Annotated in this window: 23 protein-coding genes, 1 pseudogene and 1 other annotated feature; of the genes and pseudogenes, 4 read left to right on the forward strand and 20 right to left on the reverse strand. The window is 41.8% G+C overall.

Features of this window, described 5'->3' with window-relative positions; translation table 11 throughout:
- Positions 1-22: 22 nt before the first annotated feature.
- From CHI10_RS18795 to CHI10_RS18815, 4 genes and pseudogenes are all read right to left on the reverse strand, one after another.
- Complete coding sequence (locus tag CHI10_RS18795; RefSeq protein ID WP_095245716.1) at positions 23-316, reverse strand: DUF5316 family protein; 294 nt, start codon at positions 314-316, stop codon at positions 23-25.
- A 118-nt stretch (positions 317-434) separates the two neighbouring features.
- A complete protein-coding gene (locus tag CHI10_RS18800) occupies positions 435-1,070 on the reverse strand; it encodes a lysozyme inhibitor LprI family protein (RefSeq protein ID WP_095245717.1) in 636 nt (211 codons plus the stop codon).
- A 132-nt stretch (positions 1,071-1,202) separates the two neighbouring features.
- A pseudogene (locus tag CHI10_RS18805) lies at positions 1,203-1,651 on the reverse strand (NUDIX hydrolase).
- A gap of 383 nt (positions 1,652-2,034) precedes the next feature.
- Positions 2,035-2,565, reverse strand: a complete 531-nt coding sequence (locus CHI10_RS18815; protein WP_095245720.1) for a GrpB family protein — start codon at positions 2,563-2,565, stop codon at positions 2,035-2,037.
- A 317-nt stretch (positions 2,566-2,882) separates the two neighbouring features.
- Here CHI10_RS18815 and CHI10_RS18820 point away from each other — a divergent pair, with 317 nt between their 5' ends.
- Positions 2,883-3,437, forward strand: coding sequence for a restriction endonuclease (locus tag CHI10_RS18820; RefSeq protein WP_286137484.1), 555 nt, complete (start codon positions 2,883-2,885; stop codon positions 3,435-3,437).
- A gap of 70 nt (positions 3,438-3,507) precedes the next feature.
- Here CHI10_RS18820 and proS read toward each other — a convergent pair whose 3' ends face one another.
- From proS to CHI10_RS18835, 3 genes are all read right to left on the reverse strand, one after another.
- Positions 3,508-4,944, reverse strand: coding sequence for a proline--tRNA ligase (proS, locus tag CHI10_RS18825; RefSeq protein ID WP_095245721.1), 1,437 nt, complete (start codon positions 4,942-4,944; stop codon positions 3,508-3,510).
- Between the two features lie 54 nt (positions 4,945-4,998).
- Positions 4,999-5,213 (reverse strand) — a binding site (T-box leader).
- 79 nt (positions 5,214-5,292) lie between these two features.
- Positions 5,293-8,361 carry an efflux RND transporter permease subunit gene (locus CHI10_RS18830; protein ID WP_095245722.1) on the reverse strand — a complete coding sequence of 1,023 codons (3,069 nt, stop codon included), beginning with the start codon at positions 8,359-8,361 and terminating at the stop codon, positions 5,293-5,295.
- 123 nt (positions 8,362-8,484) lie between these two features.
- The gene (locus tag CHI10_RS18835; RefSeq protein ID WP_095245723.1) at positions 8,485-9,084 is read right to left on the reverse strand and encodes a TetR/AcrR family transcriptional regulator; all 600 of its coding nucleotides are present in this window, start codon (positions 9,082-9,084) and stop codon (positions 8,485-8,487) included.
- A 248-nt stretch (positions 9,085-9,332) separates the two neighbouring features.
- Here CHI10_RS18835 and CHI10_RS18840 point away from each other — a divergent pair, with 248 nt between their 5' ends.
- Positions 9,333-9,749 (forward strand): DUF1284 domain-containing protein, encoded by a 417-nt coding sequence (locus CHI10_RS18840; protein WP_095245724.1) that lies wholly within the window; start codon positions 9,333-9,335, stop codon positions 9,747-9,749.
- Between the two features lie 76 nt (positions 9,750-9,825).
- On the opposite strand, the gene CHI10_RS18845 is transcribed toward CHI10_RS18840, so the two are convergent.
- Entirely contained in the window at positions 9,826-10,026 is a 201-nt protein-coding gene (locus CHI10_RS18845; RefSeq protein WP_095245757.1) for a hypothetical protein, read from the reverse strand.
- 84 nt (positions 10,027-10,110) lie between these two features.
- A complete protein-coding gene (locus CHI10_RS22795) occupies positions 10,111-10,233 on the reverse strand; it encodes a CrcB family protein (RefSeq protein WP_142301783.1) in 123 nt (40 codons plus the stop codon).
- 186 nt (positions 10,234-10,419) lie between these two features.
- On the opposite strand from CHI10_RS22795, the gene CHI10_RS18850 reads away from it, so the two are divergent.
- Positions 10,420-11,967, forward strand: coding sequence for a sensor domain-containing diguanylate cyclase (locus CHI10_RS18850; RefSeq protein ID WP_095245725.1), 1,548 nt, complete (start codon positions 10,420-10,422; stop codon positions 11,965-11,967).
- Positions 11,968-12,022: 55 nt separating this feature from the next.
- Here CHI10_RS18850 and CHI10_RS18855 read toward each other — a convergent pair whose 3' ends face one another.
- Both CHI10_RS18855 and CHI10_RS18860 read right to left on the reverse strand, forming a co-directional pair.
- Positions 12,023-12,421, reverse strand: coding sequence for a cytidine deaminase (locus tag CHI10_RS18855; RefSeq protein WP_095245726.1), 399 nt, complete (start codon positions 12,419-12,421; stop codon positions 12,023-12,025).
- Positions 12,414-12,707 carry a hypothetical protein gene (locus CHI10_RS18860; RefSeq protein WP_095245727.1) on the reverse strand — a complete coding sequence of 98 codons (294 nt, stop codon included), beginning with the start codon at positions 12,705-12,707 and terminating at the stop codon, positions 12,414-12,416. The genes CHI10_RS18855 and CHI10_RS18860 overlap by 8 nt, the downstream gene beginning before the upstream one ends.
- Positions 12,708-13,000: 293 nt before the next feature.
- On the opposite strand from CHI10_RS18860, the gene CHI10_RS18865 reads away from it, so the two are divergent.
- The gene (locus tag CHI10_RS18865; RefSeq protein WP_095245728.1) at positions 13,001-13,360 is read left to right on the forward strand and encodes a cyclic-phosphate processing receiver domain-containing protein; all 360 of its coding nucleotides are present in this window, start codon (positions 13,001-13,003) and stop codon (positions 13,358-13,360) included.
- A gap of 153 nt (positions 13,361-13,513) precedes the next feature.
- On the opposite strand, the gene CHI10_RS22480 is transcribed toward CHI10_RS18865, so the two are convergent.
- The 9 genes from CHI10_RS22480 to CHI10_RS18910 all read right to left on the reverse strand — a co-directional run bounded on the left by CHI10_RS22480 (position 13,514) and on the right by CHI10_RS18910 (position 22,270).
- Positions 13,514-13,678, reverse strand: coding sequence for a hypothetical protein (locus CHI10_RS22480; RefSeq protein ID WP_179289084.1), 165 nt, complete (start codon positions 13,676-13,678; stop codon positions 13,514-13,516).
- Positions 13,679-13,823: 145 nt separating this feature from the next.
- A complete protein-coding gene (locus CHI10_RS18875) occupies positions 13,824-14,384 on the reverse strand; it encodes a sugar O-acetyltransferase (protein WP_095245730.1) in 561 nt (186 codons plus the stop codon).
- A 73-nt stretch (positions 14,385-14,457) separates the two neighbouring features.
- Positions 14,458-14,667 (reverse strand): hypothetical protein, encoded by a 210-nt coding sequence (locus CHI10_RS18880; protein WP_095245731.1) that lies wholly within the window; start codon positions 14,665-14,667, stop codon positions 14,458-14,460.
- A 102-nt stretch (positions 14,668-14,769) separates the two neighbouring features.
- Positions 14,770-15,477 (reverse strand): DNA alkylation repair protein, encoded by a 708-nt coding sequence (locus CHI10_RS18885; protein ID WP_095245758.1) that lies wholly within the window; start codon positions 15,475-15,477, stop codon positions 14,770-14,772.
- A 154-nt stretch (positions 15,478-15,631) separates the two neighbouring features.
- Complete coding sequence (locus tag CHI10_RS18890) at positions 15,632-16,876, reverse strand: MFS transporter (RefSeq protein ID WP_095245732.1); 1,245 nt, start codon at positions 16,874-16,876, stop codon at positions 15,632-15,634.
- A 341-nt stretch (positions 16,877-17,217) separates the two neighbouring features.
- Positions 17,218-18,294 (reverse strand): D-xylose ABC transporter substrate-binding protein, encoded by a 1,077-nt coding sequence (gene xylF, locus CHI10_RS18895; RefSeq protein ID WP_095245733.1) that lies wholly within the window; start codon positions 18,292-18,294, stop codon positions 17,218-17,220.
- Between the two features lie 30 nt (positions 18,295-18,324).
- Positions 18,325-19,860, reverse strand: coding sequence for a response regulator (locus CHI10_RS18900; RefSeq protein WP_095245734.1), 1,536 nt, complete (start codon positions 19,858-19,860; stop codon positions 18,325-18,327).
- Entirely contained in the window at positions 19,857-21,296 is a 1,440-nt protein-coding gene (locus CHI10_RS18905; RefSeq protein ID WP_095245735.1) for a sensor histidine kinase, read from the reverse strand. The genes CHI10_RS18900 and CHI10_RS18905 overlap by 4 nt, the downstream gene beginning before the upstream one ends.
- A complete protein-coding gene (locus CHI10_RS18910) occupies positions 21,293-22,270 on the reverse strand; it encodes a sugar ABC transporter substrate-binding protein (protein ID WP_095245736.1) in 978 nt (325 codons plus the stop codon). The genes CHI10_RS18905 and CHI10_RS18910 overlap by 4 nt, the downstream gene beginning before the upstream one ends.
- Between the last annotated feature and the right edge of the window lie 170 nt (positions 22,271-22,440).

Consider the following 22,440-nt stretch of genomic DNA (forward strand, 5'->3'; position numbering starts at 1 on the left):
GGGACAAGACCACCCCCTGGTTTTATTTTAGGAAAAGGTAAAGAAGCAGCGCAGTCATAATATTGGGCAGACCAATTAATACTGAGCCGATGCTTGTTCTTTTCCGCTTTCGCCTTTCGTCAGGAGAATCTGTTGCTTCAAAGCCCGCCCTCATCCGATGAGGACCAGCTAAAGAACCTGACATAAGAACAGACATGGCTATAAAAAATAATCTAATGGCTCCTGTCACTAAGTAAGCCTTACTTAATTCCCAAAAACCAATTGAAAATAAAACACCAGCTATCGCCAAAACGATCCCTAAGGTTAGATGCTTCAACCCAAAACCTCCTTTTATAACTATACGACTGAAACCTCTAATTGTTTAAATTTTCTTTCTATTAATGTTCTTTGCGAAGAATGGTCACATAACTTCCACTTTTTAAAAAAGCTGTACCCTAATTCATATACTTCGCAACTAACAAATAACACCTTTCTCTTGTCAGACTTGCCAGAGTAGCCACATATTCCAATTGCTCCATAGAACCCCCTTTGTATTTTAGGGAAGAATTTTTAGCCGTTTCATCTCTTTGCTGGATCCATTTCCGCTGTTCTTCTCTAAGTTGGTTCATCTGATTATTTTCAAGCTGTTCTTCCAGCAACCCATAGATTTTGTTTAATTCGTCATCCCACGTTCTATATCTTTCTTCCTCCTGTTCCACCATTTCTGCGGTCGTTGTCTTGGCTTCTGCTTTTCTGTCCGCTTCTTCCATTTTGTTTAGCTTCTTAAGATATTCATCTTTACTGCTCTCGTGACTTTCATTTCTTTCAACTGCCTCAACATTATTTGAAGCTTCAGTTGAATTGTCTTTGTCATGGGACTGTGTAGTATTACTGCTGCCATCAGATTTTTCTTCCTCAATTCCCTGTGATCCATCAGGCGCCTTTTCCGTTGTTTCGATATCTTCTTCTTGAGCAGAGCTGTTACTGGATGGCTGGCTGCTCGATTCTTCAGATGAGTTCCCACAAGCAGCCAATACTCCTGACAAGGCTATTGTTAACAGTACTGCCAAAAACCTTTTATTGTTTTCCAATGTTCTAACTCCCCTTCTCTTTGACAAAATGTCTGTATTCATTCGTCCAAACCAATCTTATCATTTTTTATAGAAAATTATCCCAATAAGAAATCAAGGACGAAAAAAGGAGCTCCGCTTCGGAACTCCTTTCTAGATAGATTGAACATAATCCTTAATCACTCTTTGGTCTGGAGGACTAATATTCGAGGGAATCTCCTGAACATGAAAAAATCGTAATTCGCTTACCTCATCTTCATCTATATCCAGTTCTCCATCAAAGTTATTACAGGTATAAGCGGCAACGACATTATATACTTCATCACCGTGAGGGTATTTATAGTAAAACTCTTCACCTGAATAGATATTAAACAACTGAAGATCATTTGCTGTTAACCCTGTTTCTTCAAGCATCTCTCTCTTTGCCACATCTTCCAGAGTTTCACCTGGCTCCAGAGAACCTCCCGTCAGCCCCCAGCAGTTATTATCCTTCCTTAACTGTAATAACAGCCGATTATTCTCATCCAAAATGATGACACTCGCTCCAGTAATTACAAGAGGACGGCTTCCTACTATTCTTCTTAAACCATTACATATCCCATAGTAATCTCCTATATTATAAGACTTTCCTAACTTTATTCGCTACTTGGAAAGGAAATCCTTTAAACAATATGGGATTTTATGTTAACATTTAAACACCTAACAGGCAGTGATTTCATTATACGATAGGAGGATTTTTATGAGCCCCAATAAAAAACACATCACAAAATCATTAGGACTTTCATTGTTAATAACTATATTGGCCTTTTTTAATATGGATACCCCTTATACATCTATACTGTTCGTTTCTGTTGCTTCGTTCATAAGCATTTATTTGATTTCAAGAATTACCGCAAAAGCATATCAAAAGTATCTAAAACACACTGGCTATAATTAAAAATTCCCGCAACCCAATGCCTAATGGTAAAGGAATGAAAGTAAACCGCTATTTATCGGCAGTGAAGTCTCTTACACCTGCAAACCAATCAAGCGCCTTCTGTTCCATCTCTTTCACAAACACCTTTTTCGCCTGGCTATAATCAGTCGTGTCATCAAACCTTTGAGCCAATTCTTCCTTAAAATTCGTATACCTTTCCGCTTCATCGGGATGGGTCCGCAGATAATCTCTATAGATAAGATGCCGTTCTATTTGGGGGTTATCAGATTGATAGACATGTATATGATGAGTTCGATTTTCCCCGCCTTTACGAAATAATCTTCTCCCTGTAATGCCCCCTTCCCCGGCAGAGTCGTATCCAAGCTTCTTCATCTTTTCAGTAAATTCATCTATCTTCTCGATGTTTCTCACAATACACATCATATCGATTACAGGCTTTGCCTTCATCCCCCGGACTGCAGTGCTCCCAAAATGTTCACATTTAATGATTTCATCTTCAAAGATTGATTTTAAAAATTGAACCTCATTTTGATACATAAGGGCCCAATCATTGCTAAATGCAGTAAGTCGAACCTTCATTTAAAAACCTCCGTTGATAAGCTTCATTGGTTACATATTCCATAGTGATAATCGTTTACCTGCTGATGAGCAAACATCCTTTGACTGTTTTCTTATATAATTGATTTAAAAAGCGGATCCTTTAAACACCCTTTAAACGACTGCAATATCTATATGAATCATAAGGGATACGAAAATTTGGAAGTCCACTCTGGTAAAGGATATGTATATTCTTTATATGGAAGCTGCTTCAAATACTGGCGGTATAATTGAATATCGCCTTTACAGTTATACTGCCGCACCTTTTACTCTGAAAATTATGGAGGATGTGTTTTAACTTGAGAGACCGTCATCATTTAATACTTTGGATTATAATCATTCTGGTGCCGATAATTGTATTTATAAAAACGAACAATTGGGAAAATGCGATTATGGCTTTTTTAGGAGGAGTAATTTTTTATCTTCTTTACGGATTGTCTTGGTTCCGCCGAAATCAGAAAAGGCAAGTGGATTCGGAAATTTGGAAGATCAGCAAACTTTCGGATGAGCAATTAGAGGATTTCACCATCCCCCTTTTAACTAAATTAGGGTATACAATAACAAAGCCAAATGATGATAACCCGGATATAAGTTTTTTACTGACCCTTCCAACAGGCAATCAAGCGATTGTAAAAGTCAAAAGCCATAAAAGAGAAATAGGAATTCGTCTTGTCCAGAAAACTTTAAAACAAATGGATATTTATGAAGCTGGTGAATGCTGGGTTATCACAAACGAGCGTTTCACCCGGCAAGCAATTGAATATGCTAAAGCAAACAATACCCGCTTATGCGATCGGGAACAATTCATAGACTGGATACTAAAAGTGAAAAAAGGGGAGCAAGTCCGGGGATAGAATTCTTGATACTCGTAGACACCTTAAAAATAGGCCGCCTCATTGAGGCGGCCTAAGACACATTCCCACTTTAGTAAGCCCGGGCAAACCAAACCGTATGCTTCGCTTCTTTTCCACAATGGATGCAAGTATCTTTCGTTGCCGGCGGGTTGAACGGGATGTTCCGTGTCGTGAATTTCGTTTTTTCTTTTACACTTTCTTCACAGGTGTCATCACCACACCATCCGGCTAAGATCCAGCCTGGGATGGCATCATTTTGTTCAGATTGTGCAATGTGCTGTTCTAATTGCTCGATTGTATCGATATGTGTGTGCGAATTCTCAGCTCGGAATTCTTTTGCTTTTTCTAATAGACGAGTCTGCATCGTTTCAAGCTCATTTTTGATGCTTTCCATAATCGAATCAAGCGGTACAGCCACTTTGTCGCCAAGATCACGCGCCTTCATTAAGCATTGATTTTGGTCTAAATCACGTGGGCCAAGCTCTATGCGGACAGGCACGCCTTTTAGCTCCCACTCATTAAATTTATAGCCTGGTGATTGATCGGAATCATCAAGGCGTACACGGATTCCTTCTGCCTTTAATGCAGCAAACACTTCATCTAATTTCTCCATTATCGCAGGGTTCTTTTTCCATGGTCCGACTGGAATCAGCACGACTTGAGTCGGTGCTACTCTTGGAGGCAGCACAAGGCCTTGTTCATCACCATGAACCATGATGACAGAGCCGATTAAACGTGTGGATGTACCCCATGATGTTGTATGGACAAAAGTATGTTTATTTTCTTTGTTCAAATATTTGATATCAAAGGCTTCCGCAAACTTTGTGCCCAAGTAATGGGACGTTCCCGCCTGTACCGCTTTTCCATCCTTCATCATCGCTTCAATGGAGAACGTATCAACCGCACCTGCAAAACGCTCGGATGGTGTTTTTTGCCCATCATACACTGGAATGGCAAGCAAGCCTTCTACCACTTCTTTGTAGATCTCCAGCATCTGCATTGTTTCCTTGCGCGCATCTTCTTCGTCAACATGAGCTGTATGGCCTTCCTGCCATAAAAATTCTGATGTGCGGATGAAAGGAAGAGTTTTCTTCTCCCAGCGAAATACATTCGCCCATTGATTGATTAAGACCGGCAGATCCCGGTAGCTTTTAATCCAATCGGAATACAAATGTCCAATCATTGTTTCAGAAGTTGGGCGCAGTGCCAGACGCTCCTCAAGCTTCTCTCCTGCCGCTTCTGTGATCCACGGAAGCTCCGGCGAAAATCCTTCAATGTGATCCTTTTCCTTTTGAAAAAAGTTCTCCGGAATCAGCATCGGGAAATAGGCATTGCGGTGGCCGGTTTCCTTAAAACGCTTATCCATCTCAGCCTGAATATGCTCCCAAATTTCATAGCCATCAGGCTTAAAGGCGATACACCCGCGAACAGGGGTGTAATCAAATAAATCTGCTTTTTGTATCGTTTCCAGATACCATTTTGTAAAGTTGTTGGTGTTTTGAGACATCTTCTTTTCCTCCTGAAAATATTTTTAAGAATAAAAAAAGCATAAAGAGTCCTTCAAAAGGACGTCTTTATGCTAGTAGACGCGGTACCACCTTAGTTCGGCTTTACAAAATCTAAAGCCCTCTAATCGTTAATAACGAAACGACCCGGTTAGCTTTTTCCTAACATCTCCGTGGCAGGTTTCAATAAGGAGGGGTGATATAGCTCTCAGCCCAGGCTATATTTTCTGTTTCACAATCCTTATTTACTTGATCACATCATTGATTACATATATATGATAATATACCAACTTGTGTTGAGTAATTCAATACAGTCAAAGATAAATTCCTGATGGAGTATCCCTTCCAGCCTATTTCCCATCAGCTCTTCTCTCTATCTTAGACGTCTTCAGGAAAAATAATTCATACACAACAGGAACAATAATTAATGTCAGCAGTGTAGATGATGTTAAACCGCCAATAACCGTTACCGCAAGGCCCTTTGAAATAAGGGTGCCTGATGAGGTGGTCATAGCCAGCGGGATTAAGGCGGCAATGGTCGCAAATGCGGTCATTAAAATAGGCCTTAATCTTGTTTTTCCTGCTTCAACTAACGACTCTCTAATCGGCAAACCTTTCGTTCGGTTCTGCCCAATCCGGTCGACAAGGACTATCGCATTCGTTGTGACAATTCCAATCAACATCAGGAAGCCAATCATCACACTTACAGAGAGAGGCTCATTAATTATATAAAGTGATACAAGCGAACCAATTGGGACGAATATGAGTGATGAAAGTATAATAAATGGAATACGGGCTTTACCAAAGGTAACCAGCATGGTTAAATACACAAGCCCGATTGCCACAAGAATGGAAATTCCCAGCGATTGGAAAATCTCCACTGTTTCATCGTTGCCTCCGCCGCTCTTTAAGGATACTCCATCCGGCAGATCAAGCTTTTCGACACCCGCCTTTACCTCTGATGATACTGCCTGCACATCATTTCCTTTTACCTGGCCTGAAACACGGGCATAAACCTTGCTGTCCAGCTTCTGAATCGATGTGAAGGTATCGATTTCTTTCACCTCAGCCACCTCTGAAAGCTGGACTGGCCCTCTTTGAGAAAATAGGGTGACCTCTTCCAATTCATCTTTTGATCCAAGCTCTTCATCAAAGGACAGCTGAACCTCCTGCTCCTTATCATCGAGCAGCAGCGTCCCGACATTCACAGGCTTCGTCTGATCGCTGACAGTTCCAAGAATCTGGAATCCTGACAAACCATATTCACTAGCTTTCTCAGAATCTATTTCCACTAAAAATTGCTTTTGCTTTTCGCTGAAATTGTTCGTAATATATTTCAGGTCTTTATTTCCCTGCATATACTCTTCCACTTGCTTGGAAGCCTTCTGCAGCGCCTCTAAATCATTGGAAAACAAGTCAATATCCACGTTATTATTCGAAGGTGGCCCGCCTGTTTCCAGCTCCTGGACACTAATCTTCAGATCAGCGTTTTCCTCATCTGAGATATCTTCTATTTTACTTTCAATTGATTTAATCGTTTTCTCCACATTTACATTATCTTTTAAGTTAACAAAATAGCTTGCTTTGTTTTCAAGCCGCAGTCCTGTGGCAAAATCCCTGGCTCCTATAGCGGCTGTGACATCTGCTGCTTCTTTCTGCTCATCGAGCATCTCTTCCACCTTCAGTGAGATGGTATTTGTTTTTTCCAGGGAAGCGGATGATGGCAATTCAATCGATGCTGTCAGTGTTTTGGACTCTTCATTAGGAATAAACGTAAACCCTAATGAAGGCACAACTGCTAATGAACCAACAAGCAGCACGAGTGAAATAAACAAGATTACTAACTTGTGATTGAGCGATTTTTCAATTAATCGGCCATAAAACCTCTGAAGCGCTCCCTCTTTTTCTTCAGCCGGCACCTTCTTAAACGAAAATTTTGCCAGGATCGGCACAATTGTGATGGAAACCAGCAGCGATGCTAACAGGGAGAACACGATCGTTAAAGCAAAAGGCAAAAAGAATTTCCCTGTAATACCGCCAACAAAACCGATCGGAAGGAATACCACAACAGTGGTTAAGGTTGACGATGTGATTGCCCTTAATATTTCCTTGGTGGATTCTAAAATGATTTTATCGGACATTCCCTCATTGGATTTGCGGACCCGCCTGAAAATATTTTCGATGACGACAATACTGTCATCCACCACACGCCCTACAGCTACAGCCATTCCGCCCAGTGTCATGATGTTCAATGAGATGTCCATTTGGTTTAGAAAAATCGCTGCAATCAAAATGGACAAAGGTATGGAAACTACTGCGATAATGGTCGCTCTGGCATTGCGAAGGAAAACCAGAACGGCAATGGACGCAAATAGAGCCCCCAACAACCCTTCCTTGACTAAAGTACTGACAGACTTTTCAACATCCTTGGCAGAGTCGATACCAATCTCGTAGTCGAGCTGATCATCATATTTTTCAAGTACCTTGGTCACCTTGTCTGCCACTTCAACGGTGTTGGCTTCCTGTTTTTTCGTGATCGCCATGGATAAAGAATCTTTCAGATTATAACGGGCTAATTCACTTTTATCTGTTACTGGCTCAATGTCTGCAATGTCTTTTAATGGAATAGCGGCAGATTGCCGGGCTCCCTGCTCTCCACCGGCATCTTCAGCTGAAGCGCCGCCAAAAGCAGGCTGAAGCTGCAGATTTTCCAGATTTGAAATAGAATCAAGGTTTTCTTCTACACGGATCGGGATTTGCTCTTCCTTTTCCGTCAGCTCACCTGCCGGGAAAGAAAGATATTTTTCATTGATCTGCTCTTTAATGCTGCTGAGTGATAATCCTGCTTGAGCTGCTTTCTCTTTATCGACTGTAATTTGCACAAGATTATCGGTTAAGCCTGCAACAGATACGCTGTTGATTCCTTCTATTTTGTTTAATTCAGGAATGACACTATCCTTCATGACAGCTTCTATGCTTTCCCCGTCCTTGCTGAAAAAGGAAATATTATAAATGGGAAAAGATCCAAAAGAGAGCCGGTTTAATTTCACTTCCGCCTCTTCAGGCAATCCGGCTTCATCAATAACCGAATTCACCCGCTGTTCCACTTGATCCAGATCTGTATCAAACGGAAATTCCAGGTTAATGATCCCAATACTGTCATAAGCAGAACTGGTCATCTTTTTTACACCCTCAATGGAATCCAGCTGATCTTCAAGCTTTGAAACTACCTGTTTATCCACATCAGATGGAGATGCACCAGGGTATACCGCTTCAATGGATATCTGCGGGAATTCAATATCAGGAAATTGATCCACTTTTAATTTTGAAAAAGAGTAAATACCGCCAGTGATTAATAAAAATGAAATGATAAAGACCGCAACGGCATTCTTTAAACTGAACTTTGTTAAAAAACTCATCTTTTAATCTCCTTTATAATTAATTTATAAATAAATTATACAAAAACTATACAAACCTATCAATTGATAGACTGTTTTCATAAAAAAAACTTTAACAAGCCTCTTTGTTAAAGTTAAAAATCTTTATTCCTTTGACTGCGATAAACCATAAAGAATCACTTTGACATAAAACCGGGCTTGTTCCTTCGCCAGGCTTTCTTTCAATTTGTAATCGGTATTCCTTGATGAAATCAGACTTAACAGCAGGTACGCAGATGAAACCGGGTCAGATCCTATTTCCGCTGGATCCCTCAGCTTTTGATCTTTAATCCCTTTTTCAAAGATCGAGGCAATCGGGTCCTGATAAGACTCCATCCACCATTTCCGGACGATTCCCTGATGCTCCTGATCTAATTCTTTTTGAATATCATGAAACATCTGTCCCATTGAAGGAGGCTTATTGATTAAAATATAATAAGTGACCTGAATTAAGCATTCTTCAATGTCGTCTTCAAAGCGCTTTATAATTCTGCTTAAAGCCCTTTGCATATCAACCAATTCAGTCCTCAGCACTTCCATATAAATGGCCTTTTTATTGGAAAAATGATGATAAAGGGTAGGCTGCGTAATACCGCATGCTTCAGCAATTCTTCTCGTGGAAACCGCCCTATATCCTAAATCCATAAAAAGTTTAAGTGCTGCTTTAACAATTTTTTTATGTGTATCGTTTGCATTTAATAACATAAACAAAATCCCTTTCAAATAAGGAAACCCTATCACTTGATAAGATTATAAAAAACCAAAATGAATTGCGTCAACAATCAATGTGCTCATTTATAAAGTTAGCATTCCATCCTATTACATATTCCCATTTCTCCACTTTTCAACCATTGCTCATAAGGCAAAAATATATGATAATATAATTAATTATGTTAACCCATTAATCGTTTTAGTTAACATATATATCTAATCGATATGATTGGGGGGATTTTATGTATAAGCTGCGCGGACATCATCTCTTTTGCCTTCTGGGCTATCGGGGAATGGGCTACTCTCAGGAATATGTGGAAAATATGACCCGTATGCATCAAGCCTTGAGAGATAACCCCAGGACATGGATACAGCTTGTTAAAGGGCCGGATCACCTGTGTGCGAAGTATCCCAACTCAGGTGAATACCATTGTGAACACGATGATATTTATGAAAGAGATGCCGTTATTCTTGAGAAATTAGGTCTTAGAATCGGACAAATTTTGTACTGGCAGGACATCGAGTCAAATATCCAGAAGTATGCTCTTCCCTCAGATATACAGACTGTTTGTGAAACTTGTTCGTGGCGTTCATATGGCGTTTGTGAAGAAGGTATCCGGGATATTCTTGAAGGGCATGGCTTAAGGGAAGTAAAATAATCCTCCCTATTAGAATCTAACATGGCAACATTCATTAAATTGACCTCTGCCGCCCGCACTTAAATAACGGCATGAATTACCGTTTCTTTTTAATCAAATCAATTAAATAACAAATCTGTGAAATTACAAAGGACAGAAGCAGTACAATGATTGTTCCGAATGTGTATACCGCTTCTTCTGCCGGATCGCCTCCGCCCATAAATACTGAACCCAAGATAAAAAAGAGTAAGACACTTACCATCACGAATAAGAAAAAAATACTAATATACTTTGACATGGAACTCTTCATTGATTCGATATTCCTTCCTATTATTATTTGGTTCCCGCGCTTTCCAAATGGGGGAACCACGTTTCTCTCCAGTCACCCCAGCCACTGCTGATTGTAAGCTATGATCCCCAATATGGCACCAGCACCTGCGCCAAATAGTAAACCCCCAATGGCCCAAATCGCTTTTTTCTTCACTTTATTATTCTTTTCGATCACGAACGGCACCTCCTCACAGTGGATTAAGAGTCAGACAGAACACTCTTACATTTATTTTCACTTCTTTTAATAATTGGAAACTCCTTCTTGTATACGTAATTTTTTATTGTGACTTCTACAATTCTCATGGTATATTTTAGTAGGCTATTTGAACTATAGATAGCACTTTATTATCGGTGAAGAGATATGAAAAAACCTATGAGATTAAGCATCCAGTGGCTTATTTTAGGCTTACTGGCTTTTGCCATGCTTGGCACCTATGCAGGAAGTGTCATTTCGAGTGTAGTGGTCAGCAAGAACAACCTGGAGAAAAATTATTTAATAGAAAATCAGTATTATGCTCAAAAACTGGCCGCTGTTACAGATTCTCTTTTTGTCAATATGATTAAAAATCTGACGATGGCAGCACGAAATGAATATCTTTTGACGAACGATTCCCGGAAAATCCATAATGAATTAGATTTCATACTGCAGTCGACTACCTATTTCAACTCTACATTTTTTGCGGATAAAACAGGCCGTATCGTGGCATCTTCTCCTGATATGGCGTTAAATGGAACAAAATTAACTAGTGTCGGTGCAAAAGAATCTATGGAAAAGAAAGTTCCTATAATATCAAAGCCTTATGTAGGTGTGACCGGAAAATTAATTATGCTTATCTCTGTCCCCGTTTTTGATAAAAGCGGATCGTATGAGGGATTTCTTGCTGGAACCATCTATTTACATGAAGCTAACAGCCTTATCCAGATTCTAGGACAGCATCCAAAGCATGAAAATAACTCTTATGTATATGTGGTTGATTCTGAAGGTAATATTATTTACCATCCGGATAAAAAAAGAATTAACGATAATGTGAAGGAAAACAAAGTGGTACAGCACGTTTTAGAAGGAAGAAACGGAAATATGGAAATCACGAATACAAAAGGCATAGCCATGCTTGCCGGGTATGCCTCAGCTACCTCAACAAGCAAATGGGGAATTGTATCCCAGACTCCTAAAGAATCTGTGATGGAGCCAACCTTTGAAATGACCAGGCAGGTAAGCTTGATTGCCATTCTCTTTATGCTGTTTGTGTTCGCCCTCTCCCTGATCATGCTGAAAAAAATTGTCAATCCGATCAGAAATTTAGCTTTATATGCAAAGCAGATGACAACCGAACCATCTCGTCCTGCACCCCAAATTCCCGGCTGGTATTTTGAGTTAAAGGAATTAAAGCGTGCTATTTTAATAGCTGTGGATTTTTATCAGACCAAACTGACGAATGCGGAAAGTGAGTCGAACCTGGATCCGCTGACCGGCTTCTACAACCGCCGTTTTTTAGAAAAAAAGATAAGTGAGCTCGATAAATACTCCATCATTTTATTTGATATTGACCATTTTAAAGCAGTAAACGACCAGTTTGGCCATCAAATGGGAGATGAAGTATTGAAATTTCTGTCTGAATTAGTTAAGAGGGAAACGAGAGCAAGTGATCTGTGCTTCCGCATAGGCGGCGAAGAATTTCTAATCATCCTTCCCGACACCGAAGTTCACATCACGGAATCTGTTGCAGAACGGATAAGGAAAACCACTGAATACACCTTAAGCCCCTCCGGAAAACTCATCACTGTTTCCATGGGAATAAGCAGCTTTCCCGATTCAGCGGATAGCTTTTCAGAGTTAATGAACAAAACGGACGAGGCATTATACAAGGCCAAACAAGAGGGAAGAAACAAAGTGGTTACCGCAGTGTAAAATAAAGAGGGCAAGCTTGGAGTGAATATCTCTCAAAGCTTGCCCTCCCTTTATGCTACATCTCTAAATCCGTAAATGCATACGGCAATAAATCTTTTAATGTCAGTTCTAATATTTCTTTCTTCTCATTTGTTAAGTAGACTGGCATATCAGGTATACAGAACTCGGCTAACACCTGTCTGCAGATGCTGCACGGCGGAAGAAAATCTGCCGTATCACCAGCTACAGCTATAGCTTGAAAATCACCTTTTTGGTAACCGTTAGCAATTGCAGTAAAAATTGCTGTTCTTTCAGCACAATTCGTTGCACCTAACGAAACATTTTCCACGTTCACGCCATTAATGACAGTGCCGTCTTTCAGCAATAAAGCAGCCCCAACCGAAAATTTGGAATAGGGAGCATATGCTCTTTCCTTCATACTGCGTGCACTTTCCATCAATTGCTCTTTATTCATCGTACCCATCCTTTTCAAAGAAGAATGAACTTTTCACAGTCCCCTTAGGCCAATGTAAAATTGGCAGGATTTTTATCATATAATTTTTTGAAATGTTTGTCAATGTACTGACTGTCCGAAGTTGAGCCAGGTTCGGACTCTGGACCGCCAATTTCCGCTTTTTCTGTCCGAAGTTGAGCCAGGTTCTGACTCTAAACCGCCAATTTCCGCTTTTTCTGTCCGAAGTTGAGCCAAGTTCTGACTCTAAACCGCGGATTTGCGCTTTTTCTGTCCGAAGTCGATCCAAGTCTGACTCTTGACCGCGGATTTATGCTTCCTTTGCAACTCCGCAGCCCAGATTTCCTCATTCTATGTCCCAGGAAGAACCAAATCCCAGCTCACCTGCTAGAGGTTCATCCCCAAAGCGCGTTCCAGGGTACAAACTCTATCAAAAAGAGGAAAAAGAGCCCATATTAATTACTATAAGCCCATCCCACTTCGGTATCTTTGCTTACATATGTATGTTACAATGAAATAAGCATCAAAACTTTAGGGTCAACTCGACTTTTCTTAGTCACCCCTTTGAAAGGGGATTAAAAAATGGAGAAAATAAGCGTATTTCTGGATGATTATCGGAGAGCGCCGGATGGTCATGTATTAGTTGAGAACATTGATGATTGTATCCTTTTGCTTCAGACCTATGAAATTGACCACCTGTCTTTAGACCATGACTTAGTAAGCAAATCGAGAAATGGTCTTATGCTTGTTCAGATAATGGTTCAAAAACAGCTATTCGCGGATCGAATAACTGTCCACTCTGCCAATTCAGTAGGCGGGAAAGCCATGTATCGTTATTTAAAACAAGCACAGCACGATTTTGAAATGCCCACTGATATTAAAGTAATTTTACGTCCACTGCCCCTAAACTACATTCCGCCAACCTATTCGCACAGCTTCTAGAGTACCAATGACAACCACCTTTTCTCCTTAGTCACAGGAATTATATAAATCAATAGTGTACAGGGAGCAGAGTTAATCGACTGCTTTCTTTTTTTATGTCTTTAATAGTTAAAATAGACCCGCTCCCGCATCAAACCTTTAGAACATTTGTCATCACATTCCGCCACACTCAGGAGGCTTTTCCTTTTCTCCCTCAGCAAAATCGCAGCCTTCTGCAACTGATTCAAGTCCATATTCTGTACTGCTGACATCCTTCATACCTTGATCATTTATGGTGCTTTTAAAGTCCTTGTTCATTCCTTCTTTATTTTCTCTCATGAGTTTCCCTCCAGCCTTTTTATAAAAGTTTTCTCTTAGAGGAATCATGTTATTCATGCGGTGGGTATTCCTGGGATATGAACTGCAGCACTATATTCCAACTCTTTTCTATTAAGTGAATTTACACAAGGAATCTTAGAAAGTTCTACAGCTCAATCTGCCTGATGATTTTCGCCGGATTTCCGCCAACAACTACATTCTCGGGCACATCTTTGGTAACGACTGCACCTGACGCGATCACCGCATTGTCGCCTATTGTTACACCTGGATTAATGACGGCACTTCCCCCGATCCATACATTGTTTCCAATCGTGATCGGCTTTGCATATTCCCTGCCTGAATTTCGTTCAGAAGGATGTAGAGGGTGAGTTGCCGTATAGATATGTACACCTGGCGCAAGCATGCAGCTATCTCCAAAACGCACTTCACAGACATCCAGAATAGTACAGTCGAAATTCGCAAAAAAGTTTTCACCTACATGCGTATTATAGCCGTAATCAAATCTGATATTGGGCTCCATATATACGTTTTCTCCGGTAGACCCCAGTAACTCCTTTAATAACTTTGTCCGCTTTTCTCCTTCTGTCTCCAGAGTCTGGTTGTACATCCTAACCTTTCGTCTTGCTTCATCGCGTTCCTTTATCAATACCGGATCGGCAGGATCATACATTTCTCCGGCCAGCATTTTTTCTTTTTCTGTTTTCATTTAATGACCTGCTTTCAAATGAATTTTTTAAACAGAACTGAAAAAAGGACAGTGTACCTGTCCCCGTGTCCCTTTAGCGTGGCGCTTTAGGCGGCTGGCAAACGTCACATTTGCGCTGGTGATTATTTTTGAATTTCGTAAATGTTTTTTCAAACTGGCTGCCGCATGCACATTGAAAAAGCAGCTTTTGAGAAAAACCATGATATTCCGTTGACAGCAGCTTACTATCCGAGTTCTTTTCAACAAATTCGTTGATTTTACTGATGGTCCATCGTTTATTCATTACCTTACACCTCCATTATGAGCACAGCTCATAATTCCTAAGTTCCTCATTATAACATTTGCCTGGGACAAAGGGACAGGTTCATTGTCCCCCATAGCAGTTTTAGCATCTTACATATTTCCGTTTAAAGCCAATCCTTCCCCTATCCACTTCCTTTTGGATATTTTCTGAGGCCTGCAGGATAGTGATTTTTTTCTTGTCCCTTTTCATTTCGACCGGACCCATGGCTTTTGCAATCTCAACCGCCTTTTCATGGAGCGGCAAAAAAGAAACACCCATGGTATAGACAAAATTATTCATAGCGGATTTCGTACGCTCCGGAGAATCGTGGATGGTGTCTTTCACTTTATCAAGCATTTTGGACAGCTTCTCTTCAGAAAATTCAGCATCCGGACGATTCCCCAAAAGCCAGCAATAGCAGCTCCAGCCGCCGGACATCCGCAGTTCTTCCCCGCTTTCAATCCATTTGTCGGCAACATCCTGTGCAATATCTGTTTCAGCTAACGTAACGGCCACCACATAATCGGACAGCATATAAAAATAAGCAGCATCCATCCAGCGGTCAAAATCCGCTTCGGTCATGGCCTCAGGATCTGCAATGACGCCTGCAAAGTACATAGCATCATAATTCCCTGTGGCGTATAGCTCCTCCGCCAAAGGCTGATTTCTTTTTATTTTCTTAGCTATCGGTTTCATTGCACCTGTTGCAACGCCAAAAAGCGGCTCGTGTGCGCCGTTTGATATGTATATTTTCTTGGTCCGTTCCTTGCCAAGAGCCTCCAGCTCCTGCATAACTGTCTGTAAATCCATCTTTAAACACTTTCCTTTCAATTTAATAAGCTCACCTAGTATGAGCATCTCCTTAGATGATGTTACGTATAACTATTCTCCTTCTGTACTTTTGTTCCCTGTTTTCACATGAAAATAGAGCTGCCAATATGACAGCTCTATTTTATCAAACTCCTTACGATTCACTCAGCTCAGGCTTCCCGGCTTCCAGAAGCACCTGATCCCTGCCTAATATAACAGCTAACAGAATAATGAATGCCCCTGTTCCCACAAGAAGCCATTCGATGGCAATGACATCCGCAATCGGGCCAAATATCAGCATGCCAATCGGCATCATGGAGGTGGAGATCATCCCCATGACACCAAACACTCTGCCTAAATAATTCTCTTCAATTTTTTCCTGAAGCAATACGGTTACCGGTGTATTGAAAATTGGCATGGCAATCCCGAATAACGCCATGAACAATAAATAAATCCAGAAAATCGGCACGATGCCAAGTGCCAGGGTGCAGATCCCCATGATGAGACTGGCAAGGGTCATGGTTGTAATTTTATTTGGATATCCACCCCAGGAAGCAATAATTCCGCCCCCTGCCATCATGCCGACTGAAAAGGCAATTTCAATGGCAGTCAGCAGCCATACATCTCCACCAAAGGTCCGGGTAACCTGAAGCGGCGTCAGAAAGGCCGCAGGTGCCATTAGGACGAAGAAGATCGCAAAAAACAGAAAGAATTTTTTCAGAAACGGGCTGCTATTGACATAATGAAGCCCCTGTTTGAAGTCGCTGAAGTAGCTCGCTGTCTGTTCCGCTGCTGCTTTTTCGTGCACAGCAACTTTGACAAAAGCCATCAGAGTTATAATGGCAATCACCGCTGTGATGACATCGATAAAGAAGATGACTTCAAGTGACGCCATTGCAATTAAAGCAGCACTGACCATTGGTGAAACAAACATAATGACAGCCTGTATGCTCCCATTTACCCCATTCACCTTTGTGAGCTTATCCTTAGGAACTATCTGAGGCAGAATCGCCCCGACAGCAGGAGTCTGGATTCCTGTTCCAAGGGCACGAATCCCTGCCATGACAAACAGCAGCCAGATGGATTCATATCCCATTAAAAACAGGATAGCAAGGATCAGCGTGGAAAAGGCAATAAGACCATCTGCTAAAATAATCAGCATTTTCCGGTTGTACCGGTCTGCCCAGACACCGGCAACCGGTGATAAAAAGAAGGTCGGAATGAACCCGCAAATAATGTAGAGAGTCATCATCAAACCGGATTCTGTCGTTAACGTAATATGCCACATAATGGCGTATTGAACAAGGGACGATCCAAAGAGCGAGATCGTCTGACTGCTTAAAAATAGAATAATATTCTTCAGCCAATTCTCCTGCAGATTAGGATTTATTGTATTCATTGCTAATCACTCATTTCTATATTTAATAAAAACAAGCTTTGCCTGTATTCAGCTGATCGATCAATCCGTTCTATACATTCCATTTCTGAAGACAGCAAAAAAGAGGAGAAATTCATCCCCTCTTTAAAAAACACCGTTAAATATAGGTTTCCTTAAACAGACAGACCAATCCCTTTGCTCTGAACACAGGCAGAGCCTTCAAACGTATTCAATTAACGATTGAAAAGCGGGCTTCTTAGTCTAATTGATGCTGTCAAAAGGAAAACCTCCATTTCATTATAATTAGATTCATCATACCAGCAGAGACCGGTTCAGGCAATACCTGGAGAGGTACACCATTCTCACTTATAAACATCTTCCCGGGAATGGAACCCATCGGCAATAATAGTCCGATCCATATTATCTTTATCTACGGCAATGGGCGGAAGAAGGACGGCAGGAACTTCGATTTTGCCATTATTGATTTTTTGGTTTGTTTCAACAGACTCTCCTTTTGCCATTCTGACTGCAAGTTCAGCAGCTTCTTTGGTCAGTGTGCCGATAGGTTTATATACTGTCATCGTCTGCGTGCCTCTAATAATCCGCTGGGCAGCGGCAAGCTCGGCATCCTGTCCGGCAACAGGAATTTTCCCTGCCAGTCCTTGCACTGCCAGCGCCTGGATGGCTCCGCCCGCGGTTGCATCGTTTGCTGCAATCACAGCGTCTATTTGATCCTGGTTGGCGTTAAGCGCTGCTTCCATGTTCACAAATGCGTTGGCCGGCGTCCAATCTCTTGACCATTGATCATATACAACCTGTATATCTCCTTTTTCAATTAAGGGCTGCAGCACGTTAAAGACTCCCCGTTTGAATAAATGAGCGTTATGGTCGGTGACAGCTCCCCCAATGTATACATACTTTCCTTTAGGTACCAGTTTGGTGATTGCTTCTGCCTGCAGCTCGCCAACTTTTTCATTATCAAAGGATATATATAAGTCTATATCTGCATTTTTCACGAGCCTGTCATATGAGATCACCTTAATGCCTGCCTCGTGTGCTTTTTTGACAATTGAAGCAGTCGCCTCAGCATTATGGGGAACCACAACCAGCAGGTCAACCCCCTGTTTAATTAAGGTTTCCGCCTGCGATATCTGTACGGCGTCATCCCCATTAGCCGCCATGATCTCCACTTCGGCTCCAAGCTCTTCAACAGCCTCCTGGAACAGATCTCTGTCCTTCAGCCAGCGTTCCTCCAATAGTGTATCCATTGAAAAGCCAATCTTAATTGGCTCCTCCTCCCCGCCGCCATCCATTATTTCACCGGCAGCAGGGATTGCTTTTCCGGAATTCACATCGCGTACTGCTTCTGTTTTACAGGCTGTCAGGGTGCAAACCAGAAACAGCGCAGTCAAAGTGAGCTTCCATTGGATTCTATACATCTGCCTTGCCCCTTTTTTCTTTCATCAATCCTATTTGCCCAAAAGGGCTTTGCGGAACTCTGTCGGTGACTGGCCGCACATTTTTTTGAATACCTTGCTGAAATAATTCGGTTCATGATAGCCTACCTCAAAGGTGATTTCTTTCAGGCTCTTCCCAGAATCAGCCATCAGCTTCTTTGCTTTTTCAATGCGGCATTCTGTCAGGAAGTCGATATAGTTTACCCCAAGCTTTTCTTTGAACATTTTACTGATGTAAATTGGGCTGAGTCCCACTTTCCTTCCCAGTGCTTCAAGAGAAATATCCTCATGGGAATGTTCGGTAATATAGTGTTTCAGCTGCTGGATGGTGTCCGCTTCCAGACGATCGTAATGCTCCTTATACGATTTTTTCATTAATCTCATCAGTTGTTCGGTTTCCGTGCGCAATTGGCGGAAATCCCGGGTTTGATAAGCAAAAAACGGCACGGGAGCTTCAGACCCAATTTCACTCATTACCCGTGAAGCAATCCAGAGCATCTGCAGCACACGCTGCTGAGCTTGAACAACCCCTTCTCTTTCTCTTTCACACCGCTGGATCATCTCCATTACACTAAGACTGACTTGATCCCATTTGCCAAGCCTGACCTGATCGAAAAACTGTTTTTCCCGCTCTTTAGTCAGCTGCAGATCTTCTCCGGTGCTGAGAGCCGGCACATCGGAATAAAATCGGTATTTAACAGGAAGAGTGGAGTCCATGGTGGCAATGAGAGATTCCTGATAGGATTGACGAATGGTCTGCAATGATCCGCAAACGTTCCCAATCCCTATGAACCAGCCTTCTAAAGAAGCCTTTTTCGGAAGGGACAGGATTTCACCCGCAATGGATATCGCCTGGGAGCGGAATGATTGCTGCTTTTCCCGAAAAACAATGATCGGCAGCTGGCGGCCATATAGGGCACCTACCCATGCATTGCCAGCTTGTCTTACCTTCTCTTTTACCGGGCTATAAAGATGTTCATGTCCTTCAGGCAGCAGGATGCTCATAACAAATTGTTCATCGGTTGAAGGGATTTCGAGCATTTCAACCAGCATATCCAAATGAACTTCATGAACGTGGTCGAACAGCAGCTGTGTTACGACGTCCGTCTCAATCACCGGAATGGCCTTTTGCAGCGCATCCTTTTGAAGCTTCGTCAATGCGCGGAATTTCCGCTCTTCTTCAATCTCTTCAAGCACCTTCCCAACTGTTGCCTCAATTTCAGTGATCTTGCTCGGTTTCAGCAGATAGTCCTTGACCCCTAGCTTTATCGCCTGGCGGGCATAATCGAAAGTATCGAATGCGGTAATCATGATAAATTTAATATCGGGATCATCTTCACTGATCAGCTTAATCGCTTCAAGGCCGTTCATCCCCGGCATTTGAATGTCCATCATAATTAAGTCAGGATGAAGCTCTTTAGCCATTTGAACAGCCATCTTTCCATTTTTCGCCTGGCTGATTTCAACGTCCGGAAATGCCTTCTGCAAAATCACTTCCAGCCCTTCCCTTTCAATTTGCTCATCATCCGCGATCAGGAGTTTTGTCATGCTGCCCCCCTCCTATCTTTTGGTATTTTCATCACCACTTTTGTTCCGTCTGCACTGCTTTCGATACTCATGATATCTTCATATCCATAAAAAAGCCGGAGGCGCCTGACGACATTAGTAAATCCGATGCCTGTTGTTTTTCCATCCGTTTGGATAAATTGCCCTTGAAGAATCTGTTTAATTTTGGATTCCTCAATGCCGGGACCATCGTCTTCCACCTCTATGATCACACAGTCTTTCCCGTCCTGAATGCGAAACCAAATGACTCCGCCTTCTTCCCTTGGTTCAACTGCATAGTTAACAGCATTTTCAATGATCGGCTGCAATGTAAGCCCAGGGATGTCTACTTGGAGACAGGATTCATCAATTGACATCTTTAACTGCAGGCGATCTGTAAATCTGGCTTTTTGAATATCCATATACTGCTGCAGTACCATCACTTCTTCCCTGAGTGTGACAGGCCGATCAAGCCTTTTTAAGTTATAGCGCAGCAGGCCGGCAACACTCACCAGCAAATCGCTGGTTTCATGAGAGCCTTCCAGGTAGGCTTTTTTTGAAAGAGTATTAAGTGTGTTAAATAGAAAATGGGGATTGATCTGGCTCTGCAGATTCAATAGCTGACTTTCCTTCAGCAGCAGCTTGCTTTCCTGCAGCTCATGCTCCAGCTGTGCTTTGTGCTGTATCTCTGATATCAGATTATTGATATTAATACGCATACGATCAAAGGTCTTGGCAAGGAAGGCAATTTCATCATTTGAATGGACCTTTATCGGCAGGTGAAATCTTCCCCTTGATAACTCATTCGCAGCTTGAGTCAGCTTCTGTACAGGCTTCGTAATGCTTAATGAAAATCCATAGGTTAAAAGCATCAAGAGGCAGGTGATCATCAGCATCACCCAAATCCCGAGCTTCTTAATTTCCCCGGATTGTTCAATGATTCCCCTGTAAAAGCGTTCATAGGTATTCAGTTCACTATCAATTAACGTAAGCGTCATCTCGGAGATGTACATCGAGATGCGTGTTGCTTCGGCAAACTCTTTAGCGGAATCCTCCTTCTCATGTTCATTAAAGAAAAGAAGGGAGCGGTCTGCCGTCTCTGCCAGACTGTCAATCAGATTTATATAATTAGTCAAAGCAAACTCATTTTCCGAATTTCGAAGGTATAAAATTTCCTTTTTCACTTTTTCCATACTTTTCTTGCTATTGTTCAGCTTTTCCAGGTTATCCGGAGTTGGTGTGATAAAGTAGTTATTCAAGTCTGCGATTACCTGCTGGCTGGTTCTTGTTACCTCGTTCATCCTGAGGTATCGCTGAAGAATATCGTTATACTGATTCTGTGTCTTCTGATTATAGTAGGTAAGTGTGATCCAAATGGCTGCCATAATCAATAGAATGACCGTTGTGAGTGTCCAGATCTTCTTATGAATTTTATTCATTGCTCTTCCATCGCCTTTAATATCCTGATATCGGTAAGATAGCCGTCAGATTTCAGCGGCACTTCTTCATCCTTAAGCCATTTTAATATCAGCTCTGCACTGAGGCTTCCCATTTTCTCAGGAGATTGTTCAATGATTCCATCGAGCTTTCCCTGTTTAAGTAAAGACAGTGAATCCGGACCATCATCGAATGAATAGATATAATAAGGCTCTATCTGTGATCGCCTGCCAATTTCCTGAATCATCGCTTCGGCTATGTTGGCTTTAATCGCTATAAAACTATCAGTATCCGGATTCAGATTCAGCATGTTCTGGGTGGAAGCAATAATTTCCTCCCTGACATCCGCCGTTTCAGCATAGACGGTCCTTATGCCGGGATAATCCTTCAGGACATCATGAATGCCGTTTAAGCGTTGCTGCAGATAATACTCCTTATGCTTGTCGCCCATGAGAATGACTTTTCCCTTATGGCCCATGTCGTCGATAAGCTGCTCTGCAATTAATTGCCCGGCCAGATATTGATCCGAACCGACATATGTTTTTCTCAGGCTTTCAGCTTTGGGGACATCATTGGCCACTGTAATAATCGGAATGCCATAAAAAGCCGCTTTCACCTTAACTAAATCTTTAAATTCAGGGGTGTCCAGACCCTGGACGATAATACCGTCCACTTTCGACTGAATCGCGATCTCCAGCTTCTTCAGAAAATCCTCCTTGTTCTTTCCATAGCTTCCCCAGACTTCAAGGCTTGCTCCATCCTTCCGCGCCTGTTCTTTTGCTGCAATGCCAGTCTTGTCCCAGAAAGGAGTGTCTAATTCCTGGGTAATCAGGACCAGCCGGTATTTCATATCCTGTCCGTCTGCAGCAGAAGGGAGATCCTCTCCTGATGTAAGCGCTTTCTTAGCGAGTGCTAATGTAAAATAGCCAAGGACGAGGCATGTGATGCAAATTATTAAAATACTTATTTTACGCAAGGGTCGTATCTCCGTTTCCATAGTATAAATGGCTGAATATTTTTATCATATCACCTTTTTAACCCCTATAGAATACCCGGGATGAAAGGAGGATGATAAGCTGCTGGAACATACAGCTGGGGCACCCTAATTCGACGGATGCCCCAAATCATTCTGTCCTGCTATGAATC

It is taken from the genome of Bacillus sp. 7894-2 (assembly GCF_002272225.1).
In the GTDB taxonomy this organism is placed as follows: domain Bacteria; phylum Bacillota; class Bacilli; order Bacillales; family Cytobacillaceae; genus Cytobacillus.